This is a genomic window from Streptomyces daqingensis (assembly GCF_014645895.1).
GTDB classification, from domain to species: Bacteria; Actinomycetota; Actinomycetes; order Streptomycetales; family Streptomycetaceae; genus Streptomyces; species Streptomyces daqingensis.
Map to the genome: position 1 here is coordinate 1 of NZ_BMMP01000002.1, position 25,760 is coordinate 25,760.

A 25,760-nucleotide genomic window follows, 5' to 3' on the forward strand; every position below is an offset into this window, starting at 1 on the left:
TTGAGCACGGTTCGATCGTCCAACCGTTTCCGCCCACGCAACGACTCGGGCAGCAGCGGGCGCAGGAACTCCCACTCTTCATCGGACAGTTCATGGCGACGTATCACCCGACCATGATCCACCACACAAGATCAATTGAAGACACGGCCTAACCCAGGATGCCGCCGAGGAGGCCGCCCAGGAATCCGCCGTCGTGCTCGCCCCCGCCGTCCGAGCCGCCGCTCCCGCCGGAATCGCCGGAGCCGCCGTCCGAGGACGAACCGTCCCCGCCTCCGTCCGTGCCGCTGGGCGACCCCGAGGGCCCTCCGCCGGACGGACCGGGCTCGGACGACCCGCCGCCGTGCGAGGTGCCGCCGGTCGCCCCGCCCGAGGGAGGCGAGGTGGCACCGCCCTGCGCGGGAGGACGGGAGCCGGGGTGCTCCGCGCCGCCGCCCTCGCGGACGCCGCCCGTGCCGCGCTCCTCGCCGGGCTTCGAGGGGGTGCCCGTCAGGGGCGGTTTCCCGGGAGGGGCCACATCGGCGCCCTCCATCGGCTCCGGGCCCCGGTCCCTGTCGGTCGACGCGGGCACCGACGGGTCGCCGCCCTGGGGCACCGGGCCCGAGTTCATCGCGCCGACCGTGAAGACCACGGTGCCCAGCGTCGCCGCGGCGCCGAGTCCGAGGGCGACCCGCCTCCCGCGACGTCCGCCGCGCGGCGCGCCCGGCGTTCCGTCCTCGTCTCCCTCGGCGCCAGCAGGACCGCCCGGAACCGGCCCGTCGGACGCCGACGCACCGGTGTGCGGGGACCCGGCATCGCCGTCGCGTCCCGGCGGAGTCTCTGCTGCCGCCCCGGAGGCGGGTTCGCCGCCGCTCTCCGACGCGGGCTCCGCTCCTTCCCCTGACGCGGCGCCCTCTCCCCCGCCGTGCCGCGCTGAGGCGTCCCCGTCGTCACAGTCGTCCGCGTCGTCCGCGGAATCCCCGTCACCCCCGTCGTCCCCGGCTCGGGCGGCGTCCCGGGCCGCTCCGGCGTCCCCGTCGCCCCCGGCCGCGCCTGCGGGGGCGTCCGCAGGGTCGCCGGACTGGGCGCCGCTCTCATCGGGCCGGTAGGAGTCGAATATCGCGTCGACCTCCTCCACGGCCGTGCGCGCGCACGAGCATCGTGCGGGCTCGTCCCCCTGTACGCGTGCCCCGCACCCGGAGCACTTCTGTGCTGCCACGGGCGGTCCTCCTCAATGGCCACGGTGCGCGTCCTGCCGGCCCCCGGGGCCCGCAGGATCGCCGCATCCGTTCGTCCCTGTCGTCGCGACGTCTCTCGGCGGTCTGCCGCTCTCAGCCGGTGCCGTTCTCAGCGGTGGTGTGCCGTACGACGGCACCGGCGCAAGAGTGTTCCACGAAGGTAACTGGTTCTCGGCCGTATGTACGAAGATTCTGTGTCGACGTACGCACAGCCCGCCGCGGTGACCTCGGGCGCACCCGGGGCCACCGCGGCGACTGCATCTCTCCGTCGGGACGTCAGTCCGCGAAGACCTTCGTCCGCTCATCGCCCCGCGTCTCCGCGAGGCCGCCGGCGAAGTTCTCCTCGACCTCCGCCTTCTCCGCGGCGTCGGGGTCGGGGTTGGTGCACTCCGGACCCGCGGACGAGCCCGACATCAGGCTGGAGCACGGGCCCGGCTTCATGTCGGGCAGGCCGAGGATGTGCCCCAGCTCGTGGGAGGCGATGCGCGTCGTGTGGTACCCCTGCTGCACCGCCTCGCGGCCCATGTAGACGATGCCGTTGCCGAGGCTCGTGGTGATGGCGCGGGGCCAGCCGTCGTCGGCGACGATGCGCACGTTCGCCTGCTCGCCGGCGCCGGCCGCTTCGAGGCGGACGCCGGTGACGCTTTCGTTCCACACCTGCACGCCGCTCGCCACCGCGTCGGCGAACTCCTCCGACCCGCTGGCGTCGTAGGTGAGGACTACCGGCGCGGCGGCTTCGTCCGGTGCTGCCGCCGAAGCGGCGACGGCCTGGCCGCCCAGCATGACCACGGCCGTCAACGCCCCGGCGAGGGCCGTTCTTACGAGGTTGCGGACCAACACATCAGCCTCCTGGTGGGGGACAGAGCTCTAGTGTTGGCGTGTTCATGCCCCACCGGGCCCCGCGGATACCTCGAAACCCAATCTCCGGCGTATTTACGGCAGTTGACGCCCGGCACCTCTCCGCCCGCACGCGCCCCCGAGCCCCTGCTCCTCCGCCCTCGCGAGCCCGCCGCCCCCGGCCCGGGAACCCGGCGCGGCGGCGCACGGCGCGGAAACCGTAGGCTCGGAGCCATGGTTGACCCGGAGAAGTCAGAACCCGACGCCCTGTACGCGGACGCGGACCAGGGGGTGCAGGAAGCCCGGCAGCGCGTCCGCGAGGCCGCGGCCGGAACCGACGGCGCCCTGCTGGAGAGCGCCCTCGACGAGCTGGAAGCGGCGCTCGCGCACCGTGAAGCCGCCCGGCGTCGGCCCCAGGACGACGCCTGGGTCCTGACGGCCCTCGGAGCGGCGAACGCGCTCGACGCGCAGTTCCACGGTGACGCGGCGACCCTCCCCGAGCAGGACGGCCACGGCACAGCGACCGACTGAGGCGACGGACGCCGCGGGCCCGATCCACCCTCGGGTGAACGCGGTTCGCGGGCTGTGCGGATCCGGGCCGTGCCGTCGGCCGGTCTGGGGCGGCAGGGCCGTGCCCCGCTCAGAGCGACAGGGTGTCGTGCGGGCCGACCCCGTACACGTCGCGGTAGAGGGCGGCGAAACGCGACGGCTTGGGGAACCCCCATTTCGCGGCCACGGCCGAGACGGTGGCGTCGCCGTTCTCGCCGTCGGCCTGCAGGAGGTCGAAGTGCGCGCGGTCCAGCCTGACTCCCGTCACACAGCCGAACGGGCTGCGGGAGTGGTGCCGGGCGAAGGCGATACGGAGCGCGTGAGGGCTCACGCGGGCCGCGCGGGCGATGTCGAGCAGCGTGATGTCGGAGTCCGCGCGCTCCTCGATGAACGCGACGGCACGGCGGACGGCGCCCGGCGTCGCGTCGCTGCCGTCCCTCGAAGTGGGCTCCGCAGAACCCGAGTTGGGGAACGCCGCGAGCGCGCTCTCCGCGAGGGCACGTGCCATGTTCCCGATGACGAGGGGTTCGCTCATCGCCTGCGGGTTCACGGCCAGGACGTCCCGCACGTGGGCGACGGCGCCGCGCCAGCGGTCCGCCAGACCGGGCGACGCCGGACGCATGCCGGTGAAGCGCAGGGACTCGGACCGGCCGCCCTCGGGGAGCGTCGCGTTGCGCTCCAGAGCCGGCTGCCCCAGGACGACGGAGTCGAACTCCAGCTGGTGCGCCAGTGCGGTGAAGGGTCGGTCCGGGGGTGAGATCGCCGCGATCTCGCCCGGCCCGACACGCTCGCCGCCGTCCGGCCACCGGTGCTCCACCCAGCCCGTCCTCGGCTCGACCACCGCGAGGCACCCCAGGGGCTCGGCGTCGTAGCGGGTCTCCATGGAGAGCGTGACGTCGTCCAGGCAGAACGAGCCGTAGTCGAATCGCGCGTGCCTGACGAGCTGCCTGCGCGCACTGCCCCTCATCCGCAGGCTGGTGCCGTAGGCCGCGTTCATGAAGTCGCGCGCGACGTCGACGTCGGAGGTCTCGAACACGCGCTGCACGGGCGGCCGCTTCCGTGCCGGCGTCTCTTCCGTGGCGTCGTCCATGGGCTTCTCGCAGCGGGAGGTCAGGTGTGCAGGGTGTGGCCGGGGGGCCGTCCGTACACGTCGTGGTAGTGGGCGGCGAACGCTCCGGACTGCGGGAACCCCCAGCGCGTCGCGATGTGGGGGACGCTCGCGCCGCTGGCGGGGTCGGTCGACTCCAGGTCGCGGTGGGCCCGTTCGAGACGCACGCGGCGCAGGTAGCCGAGCGGCGACGTGCCGTGATGCAGCGGGAAGGCGGCTTCGAGCGCACCGGGGGACGTCGCCGCCGCTGCCGCGATGTCGGACAGCCCGACGGGCCGGTCGGCGTTCGCCTCGATGAACTCGACCGCCTTGCGGACGGCGGCCGGGGAGGCATGGCCGGGACCGGGGTGGTAGTCCGCCGTCATCGTCGTGTTGGGGAACGCCTTGACGGCCGCGGAAGCGAGCAGGTCGAGCGTCTGGGCACGTGCCAGCGGCGAGGAGAGGGGGCTGTGGGGCGTCTCCAGCTGGTGGCTGACGTATCCGACCGTGGACCGCCAGTACCTGTCCATCGCCGGTGAGACGGGGCTGGTGCCGAGGAAGCGCACCCCTCCGCCGCCGGGGGCGGCCGCCCTCTCCACCGCCTCCGGGGGCACGGACAGGATCTCCGCGCGGAGGCGGTCCCAGGCGAGACGGACGGGGACGCCCACCGGGTAGAGGGCCGTGTCACCGATCCTCAGCCGGGCCTCCTGGTCGTTCGACGCGACGCCGAAGGTGCCGCCGGTGACGAAGATGAACATCAGGCCGTCGGTGCCTGCGTAGTCGACGCTCATGTCCATCGTGTGGACCACATGGTCGAGGCTTATCCCGCCGGCGCTCGTACGCCGGAAACTGAAGGTGAAGTCCTCCGCGCCCCTGCCGCTCTGCCGGCAGTCGCCGTACACGCTCTTCGTCACGGATTCCGCGGTCTTCGGATCCGACGTACCGAATTCGAAGTGCTCCACCTCGAGGGACTGCTCGGTGCCTTCCGTCATCAGTGCCTCCACGGAGTGGTGGCTCGGATCTCCCCGGTCCTCCTCCGACCGTACTCCTCGCCCGGGCGGGGGCGGCCCGCCATGATCGCCGTTCCAGGGGACACCACGATCCGGCCCTCGGGCCTGTGTGGGAGACCTGTGTGAGAGAGGCCCGCGGCAGGTGAATGCCGCAGGCCGGAGTGCGGTCCAAGGGGGCGCCGGCGCCGTGCGGCGCCCGGGGCGGAGACACGGGGGCCGCGGTGCGCGGCTACGGCTCGCGCGGAACCCGCTCGGGTCCTTCCGGTGCGTCAGCCCGAACGCGGCGCGCCACGGTGGCTGCGCCGCGGCCGGTCGCCGGAGCAGCCGGAGCAGGAGCAGCCGGGCCGACCGTCATCTGTCGGTCGTCAGCCGTCAACTGTCGGTCGTCATCTGTTAGCTGTCATCTGTCAGCCGTCGGTCGTCATCTGTCAGCCGTCAGCCGAGGATGCCGCCGAGCAGCCCGCCCAGGAGCCCGCCCGAGTCCTCCTCGCCACCGCCGCCGTCCGCACCGCCGTCGCCCTCGGTGCTGCCGCCGTCGGACGCGCCTCCCTCATCCCCGCTCGGGCTGGGCGAGGGGGACTGCGAACCGCCTTCGGACGAACCCCCGTCGGAGGAACCGCCGTCGGAGGAACCGCCGTCCGAGGTGCCGCCGTCGGACGTCCCTCCGTCCGAACCGCCGCCCGCCGCGCCGTCCGAGGGCGACGAGGGGACCTCGGAGGACGGTTCGGCGGAAGACGAGGGCGCCTCCGCCGGCTCCTCCGCGTCCCCGGCTGCTTCCGCCCGGTCGTCCTGCGTGGCGTCGCTCCGCGAGGGGTCAGGTGAAGCGCCCTTGCCGAAGTCACCGCCGGGGAAGGCCGCGTTGCCCTCCACCGGCCGCGGCAGGACGCCCACGCCGGTCGAGGAGGGGAAGGGCGACTCGCCATGCTGCGACTGGCCCGAATTCGCCGCCCCCACGACGAAGGCCAGGGTTCCCACCATCGTGGCCATCACGAGACCGAGCGCGGCTCCCCTGGCGCGCCCGGACCCTCGGAGTCCGCGCTCCTCGCCGCTCTGCACCAGTACGGGCTGCGGCGGCCTGCCCACGATGCGCCAGGACGATCTGGTCCTGCCCTGCGGCCGGGGTGATCCCTTGAACGCCGCGTCGACCTCGTCCGCCGCGGCGAGCACGCACGAGCAGGGCGACGTTCCGTCGGGCTGTACCTGCGCCCCGCACCCGGAGCACTCCTGAATAGCCACGGGCCGTCCTCCTCGGTGGAGAGGCGTCGCGCCGCTCGGCGAGAGCCATCTGGTCAGGACGGGCTCATGCGGACGCTGTCGCAGCCGTCGCGGCATTCCCCCGAGTGCCGTCCGCACGCCCCCGTCGACGCGCGGTCGTCCGAGCATGACCGTAGCGGTTTTCGATTGTATGCAGGGCAATTTCAGCGGCCGGAAGGAGAATCTCGGCGAAATTGTGCAGCTGCATTAGCAGAATTCGGCCGGTGCTCACGCCTGAAGGGGAGTCAGTCGATCATCCGAGGCCGGAACAGCCGCGCGCCGAGGGGCCAGACGGCCCCTCGGCCAGGGAAAGATCGTTGATCCCCGCACCCCCGCTCACCCCTCGCCGCGCCCTCGCGGGGACCCGAGGAAGGGGAGCGGCTGCGTCCGTTCCCGACCGCACTGCCCGATCTTCATGACCGCATTCCGGCCAGTGCGCGCGGCGCACCGATGTCCCGCACTGGCCGGAATTACGCCGTCACAAATTCGATTTCCCGTAAAGGAAGCGGGAAATCCGGGCGGCTCCTGGAGTGGATCAGCCCGGATCACCCCCTGACTCCGGACGGCTCGTCCGCCCGCCCCGCGAGGTCTCCGGCGGCGGAACCGGTCCTCCCCACGCGTCGCCTGCCACGGGCCGGACCCCGGCCGTGGTGTCGCGTGCACCACAACTGCGGTGTGCACGGCCCCTTTCACTGCTACGAAAGGGTGGATGCGTCCCAGCCAGCGACTCCGCGCCCGTGCCCGCGCCGCCGAGGCCGGCATACGTCCGCGCCCGCCCCTGCCCGCGGACGGCCTCCGCCGGCATCACTCCCCCGGCGCGCGGCGGTGAGATCCCGCGCCCGCCCGGAGGCGGGAGCGGACACCTGGGGGCTGCTGTCCCCCTGCACGCCTCGCTGCGTCACGCCCGCGCCGCACGCCCGCCCGGCCGGAGCGCGGCCGTCTCCAGGAACGGTGCTCCGCCGGTACGCCGGGCTCGGCGCCGCCGTCAGCCGTGCTTTCGCCGCGGGGAAGGAGCTCACGGATCCGCCCGTCCTGCGGCGGCACGCGCAGTCCGTACTGGACGCGCTCGGCGTCGGCCTCGACGCGGCGGCGGGGCCGCTGCGGGTGCCGGGAGCGTCCACCGGCACGCTGATCGTCGCGAACCACGTCTCCTGGCTCGACGTGGTGGCGGCTCTGGCCGTCGAACCCGTGCCCCTGATCGCCAAGCGCGAGGTCGCCGCGTGGCCCGTCATCGGGACGCTGACCCGCAGGACCGGCAGCCGGTTCATCGACCGCGGAGCCGTGCGCCGGCTCCCGGAGACCGTGGCGGCCCTGGCCGCCCGTCTCCGGGACGGCGAGTCGATGATGGTCTTCCCTCAGGGCGCCACCTGGTGCACCGCCCCGGGCGGGCCGTTCCGGCGCGCCACGTTCCAGGCGGCCCTCGACGCCGGGGCACCGGTACGCCCCCTCGGCATCGACTTCACGCTCGGAGGCGAGTGCAGCACCGCGGCCTCGTACGTCGGCGACGACACCCTCCTCGGCTCGCTGCGGCGTGTCGCCGCCGCCGAAGGACTCACCGCTCTCGTGCGGCCCTGTCCCCCGCTGTGGCCCGGCGGTCATGACCGCCGCTCGCTGGCGGCCGCCGCGCACGCCGCCGTGTGCGAGGCCGTGGGGCGTGCGGCGGACCCCGACCACGGACGGGTCGCCTCCGGCCGGGGCCCCGGGTCCGGTCCTTCCTCCGCGCGGTGGGACAGCCGGTAGCGGGCCGGGTACGTGAGCGCCCTCCGCCGCGGCTGCGCGGGTGCCTGCTCTGTGCCGCGCGAGCCCCGCTTCAGGAGCGGCCGGGCCGCCGGGGTGCGGGACGCCGTCAACGTGCCGGTCCCGCGGGGCGGTTCCGGTACGGACGGCGCCCCGCCGGGCGTGCCTGAGCACGTCCGGCGGGGCGCCGGTGGTGCGTCCGGGAAAGGCGGTTCAGGCCTGGCCGGCGCTCTCGTCGGCCGTCCCGGGCCAGTAGGCGGGGAAGGCCGCAGCGGGCTGACGGCCCGTCTCCATCGGTGCGTCGACCAGGTCGCCGGCGACGGGGAAGGTGCCGCTCGGCGGTGCGGCGACGGCCTCCGCCGGGACCGCGACCTCCACGCCCGCGCCGTCCTCGTCGTCCTCGCCGATCGCTCCCTGCGGGACGGCGGGGAAGAGGTCGCGGAAGGCGACCGCCGCACCGTACTCGCCGATCATCCGCTGCGAGTTCTCCTTGGCGAACTGCACGCCCGCCTCCCGCATGGACGTCCCGGCCGCCGCCGCCCTGGTCATCAGGTCGCGGACGAGCGGGCGCATCTGCGCGGACAGCCGGGTGCACGCCCCGGCGGGGCTGACGACCTCGCCGAGGATGACCCACCACGCCCCGGCCGCGGCGCCGGTGTTGGCGATGAAGTCCGGGACCACGGTCACCCCGCGCTCCAGGAGGCGCTGCTCCGCCTCCGGGGTGGTGGGCACGTTGGCGGCCTCCACCACGAGCCTGCCGCGGATCCGGTCGCAGTTGTCCGCCGTGATCGAGTAGGAGACGGCCGCGGGCACCAGCACGTCCACGTCCTGGTCGAGCCAGGCATCGCCGGGGCCTTCCACGTCGTCCTCGCGCAGCACGGAGCGGTCGATGACGCCGCTCGTGCTCCGCGCGGCCAGCAGGCTCTCGACGTCCAGGCCCCGCTCGGTGTTGAGGATCAGGCCCTGGGCGTCGGTGACGCCGACGATCGTGACCCCGGCGCGCGCCAGGTAGAGCGCCGTGGAGCCGCCCATGGCACCGAAGCCCTGCACGACCGCGCGGGCGGTGCCGGCCGGGATGCGCTCGTGCTCCAGAGCCGCCAGCGCGGACTCCGCGACGCCGAAGCCGCCGATCAGCTCCGACAGCAGCAGACCGTCCGTCCGTGTGGTGAACGCCTGGTGGATACGCGCCCGGACCTCGGCCTCGTCCGGCGAGCGGACGACGGCGGCGTGGAAGGAGGTCTCGCCGATACCCACCCTGGCGAATGCGCGGTCGAGTTGCTCCTGCTGCGTGCCGAGGTCGCCCGCCGTCACCCAGAACCGCTCCAGCAGGGGGCGGACGGCTTCGAGGAAGCGCTCCCGCACCTCTTCGGCCCGCGGGTCCGCCGAGTCGAAGTCGATGCCGCCCTTCGCGCCTCCGACGTGAATTCCGAATGCGCCCATCTTCAGCGTCATTTCACGGGCGAGTTCGGAGACCTCACCGATCGTGCACCCGGGGCGCATACGCAGGCCGCCCGTGGCGATGCCCGTCACGAGCTGGTCGATGACGACGAAGCCGCGAGCGGGCGTGACGGAGTCGCGCCACGTGACCTGCAGAAAAGGTTCATGCTCAAGAACCTGCATTGGTGTTTCGACAGCAGCTTGCGTCACTTGGCACTCACCCTTTCCACTCACTGATAGGCACTTGCTCTCGCGTGCAGACGCACGCGCACAGGCCCGGGTACCGGCCATGGAAGGCCGGAATCCCAGGTTTGCCGGCGGATTGTTTCGCCGCTGAATTTCTGTCGGCTGCGCGCAGGCGGGAAGCCGGCGGCAATACGGGCAGGACGAATTCGCGCCCTGGACACACTTGTGGTGAGCCCCAGAGAAGGGCGACGAGAAGAGGTCTTTCGGAAATTACGCAGAGAACGCATCCGGTTGCGTTGTGCGTAGCGCCTACTGTGAGGTCGCGCTTCATCCCTTGTCAAGGCATCTCTTGGGTCGGTTCCCGCACCGGTTTTCGCGGCCCCCGCCGGCGAATTCGAACACAAGGAAAACGCAGCTCAGAAGGGTCGGCCGAACGGGCTCCCCGGAAAGCTGACGGGCAGTCAGCCCGGGGCAGGTCACCGCCACTGCGCCCCTGCCGCGGCCCCCTGGGTTTCTCTGTTCGAGGACGCCGACCCTGCGGACCTCCCCGGCGGGCTCCCCGGCGGAGGCACCCGCCGGGTCCCGCACCCCGAACGCCCCGGCGCTACGGCTTGCCGAGCCTGCCGCGGGTGGCCACGAGCAGCACCATGGCGGCCGTCGCCGAGCTGAGCAGGAAGGCGTGGGCGGCGTACCCGTCGGGCAGGTCCGGGAACATCTCGTCCCAGGCGAGGGAGAAGTAGTTGTTGACGCCGGTGTGCAGCAGCATGACGAGCGGCAGGCTCTCGCCCGTGCGGTTGAAGGCCCAGGTCATGACGTAGCTGAAGGCGATCGTGGTGGCGACGAACTCCACCGGCTCTAGCCAGGTCACGTGGGGGCCGCCGCCCCACTCCGTCAGGAACAGCGGCAGGTGCCAGGCGCCCCAGAGCGGGCCGACGACGAGGCTGGCCAGGGCCGGACCGAAGCGGCGCTGCAGCCGGGGCATGGCGAACTCGCGCCAGCCGGGCTCCTCGGCGAGGCCGGTGGTGATCATCTGCAGGAGCAGCCCCGGCAGGTACGCGGCAAGCACCGCGGCGCCCGGCAGCACGGGCGCGCTGCCGCCGAGTGCGACGGAGGCGAGGGTGAGCGCCGCCGGCACGGAGACGAGCACCATGGCGTACCAGCGCCAGCCGACCCGCCACCTGGCGAGCCGTCCCGACCACGCCCGCAGCCCGGGGCGGCCCTCGGTGATCGCGGTGATCAGGAAGGCCGAAAGGATGGGTCCCAGGTAGGCGCCCGGCAGGACGCCCAGGAGCTGGGTGGTGCCGGCGACCGAGGGGAAGGCGAAGTGCCAGACTCCCAGGCCGTTCTCGGACAGTACGTACGGCACCCAGGCCGCCCAGCTCAAGGCGAACGCCAGCGAGAAGAACCAGGCCAGTGGGGAGCGCCGGATGCTCTCGCGTACACCGGCGCGCGGTCCGGAGCCGGTGCCGTCCGGGCGGTCTTCGAGGCTCCCGGGAGCTCTGGTCGTCGTCACTGTGGTGTCCCTCCGGTGTGGTCTGCGCGACGTGCCGAGCACATCAGCGCGGAGCACCCGCGGTCATTGCCGTGCACAGCCCAAGTGGCGGTACAGCAGGCTGTACTTCGGGCCTGCCGCACCCCGGCGGGGGGCCGCCCCGTGACATGCCGGAGGCCCCGGCCGGTCGCCCGGCCAGGGCCTCCGTGCCGGCGCGGAACCCTACCGGCTCTGCCGCAGCCGGCGCGCGATCAGCAGACCCCCGGTGACGGCGGTGACCGCACCGCAGACCAGATGCACGCCCGTGTCCGCGCCGGCGAACGAGGCGAGCGTGTTGGCGACCGCGCTGATCACCAGAAGCGTCCACAGCAGCGAGCGCAGGACCTGGCCGCGGGAGACGCTCGGCGCCGCCGCGGTCTGCGCGTCGTCCGGCACGGTGACGGGGCGGGGGCCGGTGTTCGTCATGGTGTTCCCTCCACGGGTTCGCGGTCCGGGCCGGCTGTCGGCCCGGCCGGCTCTCGTTCATCCGACGCTACGGAGCGCCCCCCTCGGCGACGATCCCGTACACCGGCCGGTGCGAGGTACAGCAGGCTGTACTTTCCCGGTCTGCGGGCGGCGCCGAACTCCGGGGCGTCATAAGGTCCTCCGCGAAGGGGGTGGAGGGCCGATGACGAGCGGACAGACGACGGGGGACGCCGAACGGGACTCGGGCCTGCGGCAGACCGCGGCGCGGACCGCTGGCAGCGCGGCCGCCGCGCTGGCGCAGCTCGTCGGCGGGCTCGGCACGGCTTTCCTGGCACTGCCGGTGCTGCTGTGCGTGGCCTTCACCGCGGCGGCGTCGCTGGTGGGGGCCGGTCTGCTGCTCGCGCCCGCGACGCTGCGCGCCCTGCACGCGCTCGCGGCCCGTGAGCGTGCCCGGCTCGCCCGCTGGGGCCCGGAGCCGGCCGCACCTGACGACCCGCCGACGCGGCTGCGGCCCGCTCTCGCCGATCCCACCACGCGGCGGGAGCTGCGCTGGCTGGTGCGGCACGCGACGTCCGGGCTCCTGCTGGGGCTGTGCGGGCTCGTCCTGCCGGTCGCGGCCGTCCGCGACATCTCGTTCCCGCTGTGGTGGCGGCTCGTCCCGGCGGACGCGACGAGTACGTCCCTGGGGGTCGGCACCGCCGAGTCCTGGCCGGACGCCCTCGCCGTCGTCCTGCTGGGTCTGGGCTGGGCCGCCGTCGTCCTCGGCCTCACGCCCGGCATGGCACGGCTCCAGGCGAATCCGGGACGGCGGCTTCTCACGGCGGGCCCGGAAGCGGACCTGTCCCTGCGCGTGGCCGAACTCGCCGCCACACGCGCCGCGGCTCTCGACGCGCACGCCACCGAGCTGCGCCGCATCGAGCGCTCCCTGCACGACGGCGCGCAGAATCGGCTCGTGACGGTCACCGTGCTGCTCGGAGCGGCCCGGCGCATGGCGTCCGGCGACCCGGCGGGGGCCGACGAGCTGCTGGAGCGCGCCCAGTCCGCCGCCGAACAGGCCCTGGCCGAACTCCGTTCCGTCGCGCGCGGCATCCTGCCGCCCGTCCTCGCGGACCGGGGCCTGGCCGGTGCGCTCGCCGGGCTCGCGGCCGACTGCGCCGTGCCCTGCCGGATAGACGTGGACGTGCCGGAGCGGTGCGCGGCGTCGGTGGAGGCGACCGCGTACTTCGCCGTCGCCGAGGGCCTGACCAACGTCGCGAAGCACAGCGGCGCCCATCAGGCCGTCGTCACCGTACGCAGCAGCGGCGGGCGGCTGCGGCTGCGCGTCGAGGACGACGGACGGGGCGGCGCCGAAGCCGCCCTGCACGGCGGGGCGTCCGGTGCGGGGGGCGGCTCCGGGCTGACCGGAATCCGCCGCCGGATCGCCGCGCACGACGGAGACTTCTCGCTGTCCAGCCCCCTGGGCGGACCGACGACACTCGAGGTGGAGCTGCCATGCGGATCGTGATGGCCGAGGACGACCCCCTGCTGCGCGAGGGGCTCGCCCTGCTGCTGCGCGCCGAGTCGATGGACGTGGTCGCCACGGCCGGCACCGCGGAGGAGGCACTCGCCGCCATCGACGCACACGAACCGGACGTCGCCGTCCTCGACGTGCGGATGCCGCCGACCCACACCGACGAGGGAATCGTCGCGGCGGTCGAGGCGCGGCGCCGCCGCCCGGGCCTGGCGGTGCTCGTGCTCTCCGCGTACGTCGAGCAGACCTTCGCCACGGAGCTGCTCACCAGCGGTGTCGCGGGCCTCGGCTACCTCCTCAAGGAACGCGTGGGCAGGGTCGAGGAGTTCATGGACGCGCTGCGGCGCGTCGCCGGCGGCGGCACCGCCATCGACCCGGAGGTCGTGGCGCAGCTCTTCACCTCTTCCCGGGACAGCAGGCTGGAGAGGCTCAGCCCCCGGGAAGGCGACGTCCTCGCCCTCATGGCGGAGGGCATGGGCAACGCCGCCATCGCCGAGCGGCTCGTGGTGACCGAGGGCGCGGTGCACAAGCACATCCGCAGCATCTTCGCGAAGCTCGACCTCTCCCCCACGGACCGTGTGGACCGCCGGGTGGCAGCCGTGCTCCGCTATCTGGAGGGCGTACGGCGGCTGGCGTGAACTCGCCGCCGCCGCACGGCGGTTGCGGCAGTGCTGCGTTGCGGCGGTCCCGGCGGTGCGGAAGTGAGACGTGCGCGGCGGGCTCGCCTGGACCGGGCACGGGACCGCCGGGACCGCCGCGCACGAAAAGCAGTGGCAGACGGATCCGGCGCGCTGCTGGGATGGCGCGATGCAGCACGAGCCGACGGAGGCCGCCGGACCAGGCCCCTTCGAGGTCGACCGGGGCGCCTACGAGGACGCGTCGACCCCCTGGGCGGACGCCACCTGGCGGGCCGCCGCCTGCGGCTGGATCGAGGACCGGCTCGCGGACCGCGGCCTGAGGACGGCCGCGGTCAAGAGGGTGAGGCTCCGGCCGTGGTCCGTCCTGATCCGGGTGTCCGTCGGGGGCGGCGGCACCGTCTGGTTCAAGGCGAATCCGCCCGCCGGAGCGTTCGAGGCTCCGCTCGGCGCGGCGCTGGCGCGCTGGGTGCCGGTGCACGTACTGGAGCCGATCGCCGTCGACGCGGAGCGGGGCTGGTCCCTCCTGCCCCACGGAGGAGAGCCCTTCCGCGACCTCCTCGACAGGGGCGCGGCGGGCCCCGGCGCGTGGGAGGAGCTTTTGAGGCAGTACGCCGCCGTGCAGCGGGACTTGACGCCGTACGCCCGCGACATGGAGCTGCTGGGCGTTCCCGGCGCACGCACCGCGGCGCTGCCCGGCGTCTTCGACCGGCTCCTCGCGGAGAACCCCGCGCTACCGTCCGCGGAACGAGGGAAGCTCGCCGCTCTCCGCCCCCGGCTCGTGGAGTGGTGCGCGGAGCTCGCGGCGGTGGGCATCGCCGACTCCCTGGACCACGCCGATCTCCACGACCGGCAGGTCTTCCGTACCCGGCACGGACGGTTCGTCTTCTTCGACTGGGGCGACGCCTCCGTCTCCCACCCCTTCTGCAGCCTCCCGGTCCCCGTCGGCAGAGCCTGCGACCGGTACGGCCCGCAGATGCTGCCACGCCTCCGTGACGCCTATCTGGAGCCCTGGACGGGCGCGGGCCGCACGGCGGTGGAACTGCGCAGGGCGGCGAGGCTCGCGTGGCGGCTGGCCGCGCTCGGCCGTGCCTGCTCCTGGGGGCGTCTGTTCCCGGCACCGTCCGCCGCCCCGGCGACGGGAGTCGCGGAGAGCACCCGGTGGCTGCTCGAACTCCTCACGGAGCCGCCCCTGTAGGCGGCCCCGGCCGGACGCACGGCTCACGGGGCCCCGTGGCCCGTGGCGCGGCTCCGGTGACGCCGGGGGCGGTCCCTGACCGGACCGCCCCCGAGCCGGCCCGCCGGGACGGTCACCCGTCCCGGCGACGGCCCTCGCCGCTCTGCGGGCGCGGGTGCCTCCCGCCCCGTGCCGGCGTGGAGCCATCCCGCCCGCCGCGGATCACGAGGGCCTGGCCCGTCATGGTCAGTTCGCCTTCGTGAGGCGGTACTCAGTGGTGGGGAACCCGGTGTTGGCACTGCAGTGGGTGCTGGTGCGGGTCTCGGTCCAGTTCCAGCCCACCGGGGCCATGCACGCCCACTGGCCCTCCGACGGGGCGACGACGTCGTAGCTCATGCCGTTCGGCACGCCGCACTTGGCGTCGTAGGTGACCCAGGTGTAGGTCATCCCGGGCGGGACGGTGCACTGCCAGGCCGCCTGGGCCGGCGTCGCACTCAGCATCGTCAAACCGCCCGCGAGAACTGCCGTCAGGGAGGCAGCGGATATCGATCTTCGCAGCTTGCGCATTCTCTCTCTCCTTTTTCCAGGACGGCATTGCCGCCCGCGACGCAATCCGAGCAGAGCTCGAAGACCTTCACAAGTTCCGCACTGCGCAACGCCGTTGAGGGCACGGAATTTTGCCGGCCCGGGCAATCGCAAGACCGTGGACCGTGAATCGATTGCCCTTGGTGGCAATGGCGTCTCCCCGGCGGAGGCGCCAGAATGACTCTGTTTCCCACGCGTTCGGAATTGACCATCGGCGCGGACCGTCGGCGCGGCCGCCCTCGCCCTACCGGTCCGGAGCACGCACGGGTCTCGTAGGAGGGAAAGCACTTCCGGGACGGCCCGCACGGACGGATGATGGCCGCGGGCGGCACTCAGCCGCCCAAGCGGACATCCGGGGGGACACGTGCCTGGCGCGACGGAGGGAGCACGGTCGCGGCTCAGCGCCGAAGACCGCACCGCCCTGATTTCGGTGATCGTCTGCCTGCTGGGTATCGGGGGGCTGCTCGTCGGCGGAGTGAGCCTCGCGGTCCATCACGCGATCAAAGGGCCCGAGTCCAAGTACCAGGTGGCGTTCTCGACAGTCGGCGAGGCGTGCGGCGGGAGCCGCGAGCCCGGTAAGCCGGACTCCGGAGTGAAGGGCCTCGTCCTCGACCGCGAGAAGGGCGAACTCCTCTACTGCGGCCTCGTACCGGGCGTCGGCGGAACCCCCGCCGGGTCCGGCGGGGCGTTCACCGGCGAGGAGACCGCCCGGGTGACGAAGCTGGCGATCTCCCTCGCAGCGGAAGGCGGCCTGAGCGACGGCGAAGAGGACACCGTGGAGCGGCTGGCCGAGAAGATCGGCCGCAAGCACGGCTACGAGCCGCCGTCGCTCGCCGAGCGCGCGACCGGAGTCGCGGGCTGGTACGGGCTGGGCGCGGGGGCGGTCCTCCTCGTCGGCTTGGGACTGTGGGGCCACTACACAGGAGAGGCGTAGCCGCGCCTGCGGGGCAACGGCCGGCGGGCGCGGCCCCCTCCCGCCTGCGGACTGCGGCCCGGCGGGCGAGCGGCCGAAGTCCCCCCGGCTTTCCTTCAGTTGTTGCAGGCGGAACGGATGGGGGTCCGCACCTCGAACCGGTGGCCCGCCACGCGCGCGCTGTCCGCTCTCTGCCGACGGATGGACACTCCGGGCAGCGCGAAGCCGGAAAAGCCCCGAAACCGCAAGCGGCAGCCCCTCCTAACCCTTCTGCTCGCTCTTCGGAATATGCCTCACTAGCGGAGATTGCTGCCGATGAAAGCGCGCCGGCGCCGACTCGAAGTCCACTGGAATCGCCAACTGCCCGCCGTGACACGGAAGGAGGCCCCCGTCGCAGCGAGTTGCGGACCACAAGGGCAGGCCTCACGGCTCGGGGGCCGCCCCGTAGTGGGACGCTGTTGGTTAATTCGGTCCTTGCTTCGCCCCGTCGAGCGTCAGCTCGGCGGGGCGAAGTGCTGCGAAGTGGCTGGTGCGGGTGCGGGCTCGGGGTGTTTCGGTGAGGTGGGCGTCGATGCGGGCGAGGTTGATGGCGGCGCCGGTTAACTGATGCTGGAGGCCGGTTTTCGCCAGGCCCCGGTAGCGGGACCTGCGCAGGCCACAGCGCCCGACGGCTTGGGAGATGGTGCCTTCGACGCCGGCTCGGATCTTGTAACGCTCTTTCCAGGTGTCGGTCTGCTGTTCAGCGCGGATTGTGCGGATGGCGTCGTGCTCGGCCTGCTGCTGTCGCAGCATGAGTTCCCGGCGACGGCCGGTGGCTGAGCTGACGCATGAACGCAGGTCAGGGCATGGGCCGCAGCGGCTGACAGGGAACCGCACCTGGATGACCGGGAGGCCCTTGGAATCGGCTCGGGGATACCAACTCCTGGCGGTGACACCGTTGGGGCAGGTGACCTGCCCGCGTTCCCAGTCGACGGTGAATGCATCGAGCCCGAAGGCGCCTTTGGCCTGGTCAGAGGTGTTGCCGGGCAGCGGCCCGTGCAGTTCGACGCCGTGCTCGGCCCGGGCTGCGAGGACGTGAGCGGCGGTGGGATATCCGGCGTCCACCCAGTGCTCCGTGGGCAGGCAGTCCCGGGCGGCGAGGGACGTGTGGATCTCCTCGTTCATCGCGTTGTCCGCGACGGTGGCCAGCGTGGTTGCCACGTTGGTGACCAGGTTCGGGACGTCGTCGCCGCAGGTCTCGGTGAGGTGAACCTTGTACCCGTCCCACATGGTGTCCCGTTTGACCCCGACACGGGCGTCGGTGTCATAGGGAGTGACCAGGCGCTTCGCGCCCGGCGGCCGGTCTTTTGGGCCTCTGCGCATCACCTCGCCGTCCACCAGATGGAAGTGATGGACCCACACCTGCCGCAGGATCTCCACTTCCTTCAGTGCATGCAGGCCCTCGGGCGCGTCTGCGGCGTGAAGCGCCTGGAGCAGGCGCATTCCGTCCCGGCCGATCCGGGCTCCCACCTCGTCCCGTTTCGTGCGGGTCTTGGGGAACCGGGAGTCTTCGGCCCGAGTGGCGTAATGGCGAAACCAGTCCGGCTCTGCGACCCCCGCCAGCCAGTCGGGCGAGGTCTGGGCCAGCGCGTTCAATGCCGTCCGTAGCGTCTCGGCCACCTGCTCCAGCCAGCACAGTTCACGGGCGGACGACAGCACGTGTGAGGAGTCGGTCCGGGCCCGTCCCGTGCTCTTGAGCAGCCCCTTCTCCCAGGCTGCGGCCAGCACACCGTCCAGCACCCGCCGTCCACCATCAGCCCCGGCCAGCCGGTCCCTGAACTCCGACAGCACAGAGAAGTCGAAGCCAGGATCGTCGAGTTGAAGACCGAGCGCGTACTTGAAGTCAATGCGCGCCCGCACCGCCTCGGCAGCCTGGCGGTCGGTCAGCCCCTCCACGAACTGCAACACCGACACCAGCGCCAGCCCGGCAGGTGACCAGGCAGGCCGCCCCCGGGCAGCGAACAGATCCACGAAGTCCTCGTCACGGAACAACGGCCCCAGCTCATCCCGGAGCCGGATCGCCAGGCTTCCCTTCGGGAACGCGGTCCAGGCCACCCGCACCGTCTCCGCCGGAATCTCCCCCGGCCCTTTCGGCTGCATCGACATCGACACCCACCCCACACAACAACGTCGGTCTCCACGACCACAACCGGATCGTGGAGACCGACGTCACGCGAGGACCGAATTAACCAACAGCGTCGTAGTGGGGACGGCCCTCCGAGCCGAGTTCGCTGCGCTGTGCCAGCCGCAGGCCCGCGTCATCCTCCGCGCCGCCGCGGCCGGGTGCCCACGCATCTTGCAGCAGGCGCAGCGGAGCCCGTACCGGCGCCCCGGTGCCCCGTGAGGGACAACCGGCAAGGTCCCGCCGCCAACCAGGCACTTCCGTAACGCCCGCTCCCGCGCGGGCACTTGTGCCGATGGGCGGGCTCGGCCGGACGATCGCCTCCGCCGGCACGCGCCGGGCGGAGGCGATCGTCATGCCGGGCTGTTCTCGGTGGCGTTCTCCGCCGGCGCCCCGGCGGCCGCCGCGCGGTCCGCCCGCAGCAGCATCCCGGCGATCCAGCCGCCGAGCAGCACCGCCGCCGCACCGATGAGCTGGCTGACGGTCAGTGCGCTGGTGAAGGAGTCCCGTACGTCCGAGAGCAGCGCCTGCGAGTCGCCCGCCGCCTTCACGGCCTGCGGGTAGGACTCGCCGGCGGCCGTCCCGAGCCGGCCCGGCACGGTCTGGGAGAAGACGGCGACGAGGACGGCACCGAGCACGCCGACGCCGAGTCCGCTGCCCAGCTCCTGCAGGGTGTTGTTGACGCCCGAGCCCGTGCCGGCGCGCTCCGGCGGGATGGAGCTCAGCAGCGCGTTGGCGACCAGCGGCCCGGAGATGCCCGCACCCCCGCCGAGCAGCAGCAGTCCCGCCACGAGGACGAGGTAGCCGTTGCTGGCGGGTGCGAGGGCGACGACCGTCAGCCCGGCCGCCGATGCGCTGACGCCGAGCGCCACGCCCTTGCCGATGCCGAGCTTCTTCAGCACACGGGGGCTGACGACGACGCTGCTGAAAAGCACTCCCACGGCCATGGGGATGAGCTGCGCGCCCGCTTCCAGCGGGTCGTATCCGCGGAGGAACTGCAGGTCCTGCGTGAGCAGGAAAAGCGATCCGGCCATGCCGAACGCCGTGAGGATGCCGCCGAAGACGGCGCCGCGGAACTTGGGGTTCTTGAACATCGCCATGTCCAGCATCGGGTCCTGGACCCGGCGCTCCCACCAGACGAACGTGATTCCGACGGCGATGCCCAGCAGCCCTGCCGTCAGCGTCTTCGGGGAGAGCCAGCCCTCGCGTGGGATCGTGATGACCGACCACACCAGGGAGACCACGGCGACGGTGCTCAGCAGGGCGCCGAGCAGGTCCGGACGGGAGTGGCCGGGGTCCTTGGACTCGCGCAGCAGCAGGGCCATGGCGACCAGGCCCACGGCGGCGACGGGCACGTTGATCAGGAAGGTCGACCCCCACCAGAAGTGGTCGAGGAGGAACCCGCCGACGACGGGCCCGAGCGCCATGCCGGCCGACGAGACCGCCGCCCAGATGCCGATGGCGCGGGGACGCTCCTCGTCGTCGAAGGTGCGCACGAGCACCGCGAGCGTGCCGGGCATCAGGAAGGCGGCGCCGACGCCCATCAGCACGCGAGCGGCGATGAGCACTTCGGGCGACTTCGCGAGAGCGCCCGTCAGGGAGCCTCCGCCGAAGACCAGCAGGCCCAGCAGCAGGGCACGCTTGCGTCCGAGCCGGTCGGAGAGCCCTCCCGCGGTGATGAGCAGACCGGACAGGACGAGGGTGTAGCCGTTGAGCGTCCACTGGATCTCGGCGGTGCTGGCGCCGAGCTGCTCGGTGATGGACGGGATGGCGACGTTCAGGATCGTGTTGTCGAGCACGATCACGAACAGGGACGAGCACAGTACGGCGAGAATCCACCAGCGGCGGGGATCCCGCTGCTGCGCGGTTGCCGCTGACGACTGTTCTGACATGGATGATCTCCTGAGCGGGTCTGGGACGTTGCGTTGCTGCTCACGACCTGGCTGCCCGTCACCTCAGGTCCTCCGCGGCGCGCAGCTTGAAGCGCGTCCAGGCGCGTTCGTGCCGGGACGCTCATGGCAGCAGTGCGCGGCTCCCGTACGGAGCGGCGGAGGGGAAGCGGCTCACCGGCGGGTATCACTGGACGGGCCCGGCACCGGGAGGGTGCGAGCCTGGAAGGCGCGGCGGCGAACCGTGGAGGGTGGGCAGAACCCGCAGACTCAGTAGATCATGCGTTCAAGTCTTCCATTCGTCCTGATTGGACGTCAACTACACACATCGGCACAGGAGTTCCGGCGAGTCCTCCCGTGCTGCGAGTCGCGTGCCGGGGCCCGCGTTCGGCCGGCGACGACGGGGCGCCGTGCTCGCGCGTCGCGCCGGGCGCCCGGGCGGACGACGACCCCGACCAGCTGGGAACGTCAACGGGCGGGCAGAGAGGGCGATATGACAGACTGTGAGCACGTCGCTGCAGATCTGCGGGCCTCGGGCTCCGGCCCCCGGTACCTACCCGTAGCGGGGCGCTCCTCCGCCCCGGCTCCAGCACGCCGAAGCGAGTACCCGCCTCCATGCCCTTACTGCGGTCCCCGCCCGCGACCAGCCGCCCAGGCCGCGCCCCGAGCGGGCCGGGTGCTCCACGCCAGGCGGCGGGCAAGGCGATGCGGTCCCGCGCGGTGAGCCCCGCTCCGCCCCGTGCGCGGCGCCTACCGGACGGCGTCCGAGCCGCCCCCGTACCGATCCGTCCACGAGAGGACCGCTGAGATCCATGACGAGCACGTCACAGGAAGCAACGCAGGCGAGAGCCTCGCGACCGCGGGCCGTGCTGGCCGTCCTCTGCATGACGCAGCTTCTGCTGACCCTGGACGACAACGTCGTCAACATCGCCCTGCCCACGATCCAGGACGATCTGGGCTTCTCGGCCCCCTCCCTGGTGTGGGTCGTCAACACCTACATGCTGACCTTCGGCGGGTTCCTCGTCCTCGGCGGGCGCCTCGGTGACCGGTTCGGCCTGGTGCGCACCTTCACGGTGGGGACGACGGTGTTCGCCGTGGCCTCGCTCGTCAGCGGTCTCGCCGCCGAGCCGTGGCAGCTGATCGCGGCACGCGCCCTGCAGGGCCTGGGAGCGGCGCTGGTGGCCCCGGCGGTACTGGGGCTGCTGACCCTGGTCTTCACCGAACCGGCGGCGCGGGCCAAGGCGTTCGCGGCCTGGGGCGCCACCGCCGTGACCGGCGCCATGGCCGGCCTGATCCTCTCGGGACTGATCACGCAGTACCTGGACTGGCCCTGGATCTTCTACATCAACCTGCCGGTGGCGGCACTCGCCCTGGGGCTGCTGCCGCGGATGCTGCGGGGCGTGCAGTCCGTACGGGGCGCCCAGCCGCTGAACTGGCGCGGCGCGGCGCTCCTCACGCTGGGCCTGGCACTGCTCGTGTACGCGCTGCTGTCCGTCGAAGGCACCGGCCGTCCGCTCGTGACCGGCGGATGCGCCGCACTGTCGCTGGTGCTGCTCGCCGGGTTCGTCCTCGACCAGCGCCGGTCCGCCGACCCGCTCGTCGCCGCCGGGGTGTTCAGCTCTCCCGTGCGCTCGAGGGCGCTGGTGTCCGGCGTGCTGCTCTGCGCCGCCACCTTCCAGGGCTTCCTGGTGCTGACGCTCTACCTGCAGAAGGGCCTCGGCTGGTCTCCGCTGCTGGCGGGCCTCGGCTACGTGCCGTTCGCCCTGGGGTCGCTAGCCGGCGTGAAGTGCGGCGAGCGGGTCACGGTCCGCTTCGGGGCGGGCCGGGTGCTCACCGCGGCCTGTGCCGGCGCCGGAGCGGGAGCGCTGCTGCTGGCGTTCGCCGCGGCATGGGAACTCTCCTACGCCGGACTGCTGCCCGGCATTCTGTTCTTCTCGCTCGGCGTCGGCGCCGGCCTCCCGGCGGCGACGGCCGCCGCCGCGCAGGGTGCGGGCCCGGAGTCCTCCGGCGTCATCGCGTCCCTGGTCAACTCCAGCCAGCAACTCGGCGGCGCCGTGGGCCTGGCCCTCTCCGGCATCGCGCTGGGCGGGTCGGGTCTCGGCTTCGGGACGGCCCTGGCGGTGACCGCGGCCGCGGCCGTACTCGCCTGCGGCTGGGCGGCGGCGGTGGTGCGCAGCGAGGAGGCCGTCCCCTCCACCACGGCCTGACGGGCTGCCTGCCGCCCGAGCGGACGGACCAGGCGGCCTGCCCCAGCGGTCGGCGCAAGGGTTCTGCCGGGGCGGTCAGTTCAGGGTGAGGCCGACCAGCGCACCGCTCTCCATGGCCGCCCACACCGTGTCCGCTCCGGTGGCCGCGATCCCGTGCGGTTCGCTGACGCCGGGCGGGAGTCGCCACGTCGACACCCGCCCGGACGCGTCGACGCGTCCGATACGGCAGGTGCCCCACTCCGTGAACCAGCAGCCTCCGCCGGCTGCTGCGGCGACGCCGTGCGGACGGGTGGCGGGCCCGCCCGGCAGCGGCACCTCGTCGATCTGCCCGTCGGCGGTGATGCGGCCGATGCTGCCGGCGCCGTTCTGCGTGAACCACATCGCCCCGTCGTCGCCCGCCGCGATGTGCACCGGCCGCGCACCGGCGGACGGCAGCCGGTGCACCGTCACCTCGCCGCCGGGGTCGATGCGGCCGATCGCGTCGGCCCCGCTGAGGGTGAACCACAGTCCGCCGTCCGGACCGGCAGTGATCCCCGCGGGGCTGCCGTCGGAGACCGGCAGGGCGAACTCCTCGACGGCGCAGGGCTGTTCACGCTCGTCTCCGACGGCGGCGGGCACGAGCCGCCCGATCCGGTTCGCGGTCAGCTCGGTGAACCACACCGCGCCGTCCGGCCCCGCCGTGACGCCGTACGGCCCCTCGTCCCCGGCGGGCAGAGGCACGCACACCGGGTCAAGTCCCGGGCGGACGCCCACGACGCGGCCCGCGAGGAACTCCGTGAACCACATCGTCCGCCCGTCCGGTCCGGCGGCGACGACGGTCGGCCTGGCGTCGGCCCGCCCAGCGGAATGCAGCCGCGGCGGTTCCCGGTCGTTCAGCTCGGCGATCTGCCCGGACCCGGCGAGCGTCACCCACAGCGTCCCGTCCGCGTCCTCGGCCACCGCGTACGGTCCCCGTCCGGGGACCGGGACCAGCCGGGTCGAGTAGCCGGCAGGCGGGCTGCCGGTGTACGGCGGGACGGAGTGGTGGTGCTCTGTGGGCAAGACGTGCTCCCGTGGTGGTGCCGCGGCCCGGCCGGGAGGGCGTCCGCCCCTCCGGCACGGCCTGGGGAATCAGCTGCGCAGCCCGACGAAGGGCTCTGGGACGGGGTCGGCCTGGACCGCGACGGCGGCGACCGTCGGGGAGAGCGGCGGACGCCTCAGGCCGAGCGTACGAGGCTCTGGCTGTCGTCGGCCTCCGACGGCTGCTCGGCGTTGGACATGAGGACGGAATGCTGCAACCTGCGCAGCCCCTCGGACGGTTCGAGGCCCAGGTCTCCCACCAGGGTGCCGCGCAGCCGCTGGTACACCTCCAGCGCGTCGCCCCGGCGCCCGGACCGGTGCAGGGCGAGCATGAACTGGGCGTGCAGGTTCTCGTGAGTGCGGTACCGGCTGACCAGGACGGTCAGTTCGGAGAGCAGTTCGCGGTGGCGGCCGAGGTGCAGGTCCGCCTCGATCCGCTGGTCGAGGGCGCAGAGCCGGCTCTCTTCGAGACGGCGGATCTCCGTCTCGAGATGCGTGCCGGCGTGGACGTCCGTGAGCGCGGAGCCGGACCACAGGTCAAGCGCCGCCCTCAACTGCTGGGCCGCACCCCGGTAATCCTCGGCGTCCATCGCCCGGTAGCCGAGCCCGGCCAGACGCTCGAACTCGCGGACGTCGCTCGTGCCGCCCTCGCTGTTCAGCATGTAGCCCCCGGGCGAGGTGACCAGCACGTCCTTTGCGCTGAGTTGCTCCTCCCCGGAGGCCCCGCCGTCCTCCAGCGCGGCCGCGATCAGTTCGCGCAGCTGCAGCACGTACGTCTGGAGCGTGGTCCGGGCGCTGCGGGGAGGTGTGCCGGCCCAAAGCTCCTCGGTGAGTACGGATACCGGCACCACCTTGTCGGCGTGCAGTGCCAGCAGGGCAAGCACCTGCCGGGGTTTGGGAGCCGTCGGCGTGATCGAAACGCCGTTCTGCCGCACTGCCAGCGCACCGAGTACACCAATGTCCACGCCGTTTTCCCCCTGTTTGGCTGGTCTGGTCGCATCGAGTCCTGCACGACTCGATCTCTGCTGTCGGGGTCACCTCGAACCCGAAGGGACTCTTCCGGTGCGAGGGTCCTGATTAGAGAACAGGGCGCACTGTCTGTCAATATAAAACCGTTCACGTGGTTTGTTTTATCGGACACATCGTCACCTCGCACCCTCCGCCGCCGGCTGCCGGGCACCCGTCCGGCGCGAGCTTCGCGGAGCGCGTCAACTCCGCCATACCCAGCGGCACCTGCGACATTCTCGACGGACCGTGGAGTGCTCCAACCCGAGGCTGGAGCACAGTCGGTGAAGGCGACAGGGCGCCCCGAAGGAGTCCAGCGGAGACACGTTTAGAAACCGCGTGGACGGTTTATGCGGCGGATCCGCTAGACCGGTGGCGGCCCGACGACGTCGGCGCAGCGGGTGCTGAGCTCACCGAGCACCTCCGGGCGGGACAGCCGCGGCAGCAGCAACTCCCAGAAGCGCGCCACCGTCTCCGGGGCCACCCAGGCACGGTCGCGCGAGCCGAGCATCTCGAAACCGACGGTGGACGTCACCACGGCCATCGCGGCGTCCGCGGCGGTGACGCCCTCGGCGAGATCACCCTTCCGCTCGGCCTCGGCGAGCAACTTCACGACCCGGTCCTGCCATTCGCGCCGCAGGTCGGGCCCGCCGCCCCGCCGTCCGGCCGCGGCGCAGAGCTCGAACCCTGCCCGTACCACGACGTCCTGGTGGAGAGCGGCCATCAGGCGGTGCGTCGCGTCAATGAGACGCTGGAGAGCGCTGCCCGGGGCCTCGTTCGCCGCGACGGCGATGCGCCGGAGGGTCGCGGCCGCGCACTCCTCGACAGCCTCCGCGAGCAAGTTCTTGGTCTCGAAATGGAAGTGCAGAGCCCCGTTGCTCACACCGGCCCGCGCGCTGATGGTGCTGAGCGAGGCGCGCGCATATCCCTCCCGTACGAACACCTCGGCGGCCGCCTGCAGCAGCAGCTGCCTGGTGCGCGCCGCGCGTTCCTGCTTCACCATCGATCGTCTCCTGACATCGGGGCGTCTGCGTGCCGGACCCCGGGGCGGTGCGCCACGGCCCGGACCTGCGGGACCGCGACACTCCCCCACCAGCGGGCTCTCCTTTTCTCGCGGCGGCGGCGCCGCGGTTCGCGGAACGCCCCGCCTGCAGGCCGGGGGAGCTGTGCGAACACCGGCGCGATCCGGTCCGGGCCGACCGGCAGGGCACCGGCCGCCACCAGGGCACGACGCCCGCGCGGATGCACATCGTGAGGCGCACAGCTCTCGGAAGGCCCACGGTAACAAACCGCTTATGCGGTTTTCACGTGCTCTGCCAGGCGGACGTATTGGCTTCACGTCGCATCGGAC

At 72.8% G+C, this 25,760-nt stretch carries 21 protein-coding genes; 7 read left to right on the forward strand and 14 right to left on the reverse strand.

Annotated elements, in window-relative coordinates:
* Positions 1-148: 148 nt before the first annotated feature.
* Both IEY56_RS02420 and IEY56_RS02425 read right to left on the reverse strand, forming a co-directional pair.
* Positions 149-1,195, reverse strand: coding sequence for a hypothetical protein (locus IEY56_RS02420; protein ID WP_189035380.1), 1,047 nt, complete (start codon positions 1,193-1,195; stop codon positions 149-151).
* Positions 1,196-1,490: 295 nt separating this feature from the next.
* Positions 1,491-2,054: a snapalysin family zinc-dependent metalloprotease gene (locus IEY56_RS02425; protein WP_373292020.1), complete on the reverse strand. Its 564-nt coding sequence runs from the start codon at positions 2,052-2,054 to the stop codon at positions 1,491-1,493.
* Positions 2,055-2,285: 231 nt separating this feature from the next.
* Here IEY56_RS02425 and IEY56_RS02430 point away from each other — a divergent pair, with 231 nt between their 5' ends.
* Entirely contained in the window at positions 2,286-2,582 is a 297-nt protein-coding gene (locus IEY56_RS02430) for a hypothetical protein (RefSeq protein WP_189035381.1), read from the forward strand.
* 109 nt (positions 2,583-2,691) lie between these two features.
* Here the strand turns inward: IEY56_RS02430 and IEY56_RS02435 are convergent, their stop codons facing one another.
* From IEY56_RS02435 to IEY56_RS02445, 3 genes are all read right to left on the reverse strand, one after another.
* Positions 2,692-3,690, reverse strand: coding sequence for a helix-turn-helix transcriptional regulator (locus IEY56_RS02435; protein WP_189035382.1), 999 nt, complete (start codon positions 3,688-3,690; stop codon positions 2,692-2,694).
* 20 nt (positions 3,691-3,710) lie between these two features.
* Positions 3,711-4,679 (reverse strand): helix-turn-helix domain-containing protein, encoded by a 969-nt coding sequence (locus IEY56_RS02440; RefSeq protein ID WP_189035383.1) that lies wholly within the window; start codon positions 4,677-4,679, stop codon positions 3,711-3,713.
* Positions 4,680-5,132: 453 nt separating this feature from the next.
* Positions 5,133-5,933, reverse strand: coding sequence for a hypothetical protein (locus IEY56_RS02445; protein WP_189035384.1), 801 nt, complete (start codon positions 5,931-5,933; stop codon positions 5,133-5,135).
* 969 nt (positions 5,934-6,902) lie between these two features.
* Here IEY56_RS02445 and IEY56_RS28230 point away from each other — a divergent pair.
* A complete protein-coding gene (locus tag IEY56_RS28230) occupies positions 6,903-7,691 on the forward strand; it encodes a lysophospholipid acyltransferase family protein (RefSeq protein ID WP_229711525.1) in 789 nt (262 codons plus the stop codon).
* Between the two features lie 210 nt (positions 7,692-7,901).
* Here the strand turns inward: IEY56_RS28230 and IEY56_RS02455 are convergent, their stop codons facing one another.
* The 3 genes from IEY56_RS02455 to IEY56_RS02465 all read right to left on the reverse strand — a co-directional run bounded on the left by IEY56_RS02455 (position 7,902) and on the right by IEY56_RS02465 (position 11,268).
* Positions 7,902-9,308 (reverse strand): Glu/Leu/Phe/Val dehydrogenase dimerization domain-containing protein, encoded by a 1,407-nt coding sequence (locus tag IEY56_RS02455; protein WP_189035386.1) that lies wholly within the window; start codon positions 9,306-9,308, stop codon positions 7,902-7,904.
* A gap of 607 nt (positions 9,309-9,915) precedes the next feature.
* A complete protein-coding gene (locus tag IEY56_RS02460; protein ID WP_229711527.1) occupies positions 9,916-10,824 on the reverse strand; it encodes a CPBP family intramembrane glutamic endopeptidase in 909 nt (302 codons plus the stop codon).
* A 201-nt stretch (positions 10,825-11,025) separates the two neighbouring features.
* A complete protein-coding gene (locus IEY56_RS02465) occupies positions 11,026-11,268 on the reverse strand; it encodes a hypothetical protein (protein WP_189035868.1) in 243 nt (80 codons plus the stop codon).
* A gap of 202 nt (positions 11,269-11,470) precedes the next feature.
* On the opposite strand from IEY56_RS02465, the gene IEY56_RS02470 reads away from it, so the two are divergent.
* The 3 genes from IEY56_RS02470 to IEY56_RS02480 all read left to right on the forward strand — a co-directional run bounded on the left by IEY56_RS02470 (position 11,471) and on the right by IEY56_RS02480 (position 14,611).
* On the forward strand, positions 11,471-12,772 hold the full coding sequence (locus IEY56_RS02470; RefSeq protein WP_189035387.1) for a sensor histidine kinase: 1,302 nt from the start codon (positions 11,471-11,473) through the stop codon (positions 12,770-12,772).
* A complete protein-coding gene (locus IEY56_RS02475) occupies positions 12,760-13,416 on the forward strand; it encodes a response regulator transcription factor (protein WP_189035388.1) in 657 nt (218 codons plus the stop codon). The genes IEY56_RS02470 and IEY56_RS02475 overlap by 13 nt, the downstream gene beginning before the upstream one ends.
* A gap of 169 nt (positions 13,417-13,585) precedes the next feature.
* The gene (locus IEY56_RS02480) at positions 13,586-14,611 is read left to right on the forward strand and encodes an aminoglycoside phosphotransferase family protein (RefSeq protein ID WP_189035389.1); all 1,026 of its coding nucleotides are present in this window, start codon (positions 13,586-13,588) and stop codon (positions 14,609-14,611) included.
* Positions 14,612-14,836: 225 nt separating this feature from the next.
* Here IEY56_RS02480 and IEY56_RS02485 read toward each other — a convergent pair whose 3' ends face one another.
* Positions 14,837-15,157, reverse strand: a complete 321-nt coding sequence (locus IEY56_RS02485; protein WP_189035390.1) for a hypothetical protein — start codon at positions 15,155-15,157, stop codon at positions 14,837-14,839.
* Positions 15,158-15,539: 382 nt separating this feature from the next.
* Between IEY56_RS02485 and IEY56_RS02490 the strand changes: the two genes are divergently transcribed.
* Positions 15,540-16,109 carry a hypothetical protein gene (locus IEY56_RS02490; RefSeq protein ID WP_189035391.1) on the forward strand — a complete coding sequence of 190 codons (570 nt, stop codon included), beginning with the start codon at positions 15,540-15,542 and terminating at the stop codon, positions 16,107-16,109.
* A gap of 441 nt (positions 16,110-16,550) precedes the next feature.
* On the opposite strand, the gene IEY56_RS02495 is transcribed toward IEY56_RS02490, so the two are convergent.
* On the reverse strand, positions 16,551-18,233 hold the full coding sequence (locus IEY56_RS02495; protein ID WP_189035392.1) for an IS1182 family transposase: 1,683 nt from the start codon (positions 18,231-18,233) through the stop codon (positions 16,551-16,553).
* A gap of 369 nt (positions 18,234-18,602) precedes the next feature.
* The gene (locus IEY56_RS02500) at positions 18,603-20,141 is read right to left on the reverse strand and encodes an MFS transporter (RefSeq protein ID WP_189035393.1); all 1,539 of its coding nucleotides are present in this window, start codon (positions 20,139-20,141) and stop codon (positions 18,603-18,605) included.
* A gap of 809 nt (positions 20,142-20,950) precedes the next feature.
* Between IEY56_RS02500 and IEY56_RS02505 the strand changes: the two genes are divergently transcribed.
* The gene (locus IEY56_RS02505; protein ID WP_189035394.1) at positions 20,951-22,345 is read left to right on the forward strand and encodes an MFS transporter; all 1,395 of its coding nucleotides are present in this window, start codon (positions 20,951-20,953) and stop codon (positions 22,343-22,345) included.
* Between the two features lie 75 nt (positions 22,346-22,420).
* Here the strand turns inward: IEY56_RS02505 and IEY56_RS02510 are convergent, their stop codons facing one another.
* The 3 genes from IEY56_RS02510 to IEY56_RS02520 form a co-directional block, all read right to left on the reverse strand.
* The gene (locus tag IEY56_RS02510; RefSeq protein WP_229711529.1) at positions 22,421-23,386 is read right to left on the reverse strand and encodes a Vgb family protein; all 966 of its coding nucleotides are present in this window, start codon (positions 23,384-23,386) and stop codon (positions 22,421-22,423) included.
* Between the two features lie 155 nt (positions 23,387-23,541).
* Positions 23,542-24,369: an AfsR/SARP family transcriptional regulator gene (locus IEY56_RS02515; protein WP_189035395.1), complete on the reverse strand. Its 828-nt coding sequence runs from the start codon at positions 24,367-24,369 to the stop codon at positions 23,542-23,544.
* Between the two features lie 404 nt (positions 24,370-24,773).
* Positions 24,774-25,412 (reverse strand): ScbR family autoregulator-binding transcription factor, encoded by a 639-nt coding sequence (locus IEY56_RS02520; protein ID WP_189035396.1) that lies wholly within the window; start codon positions 25,410-25,412, stop codon positions 24,774-24,776.
* Positions 25,413-25,760 lie beyond the last annotated feature (348 nt).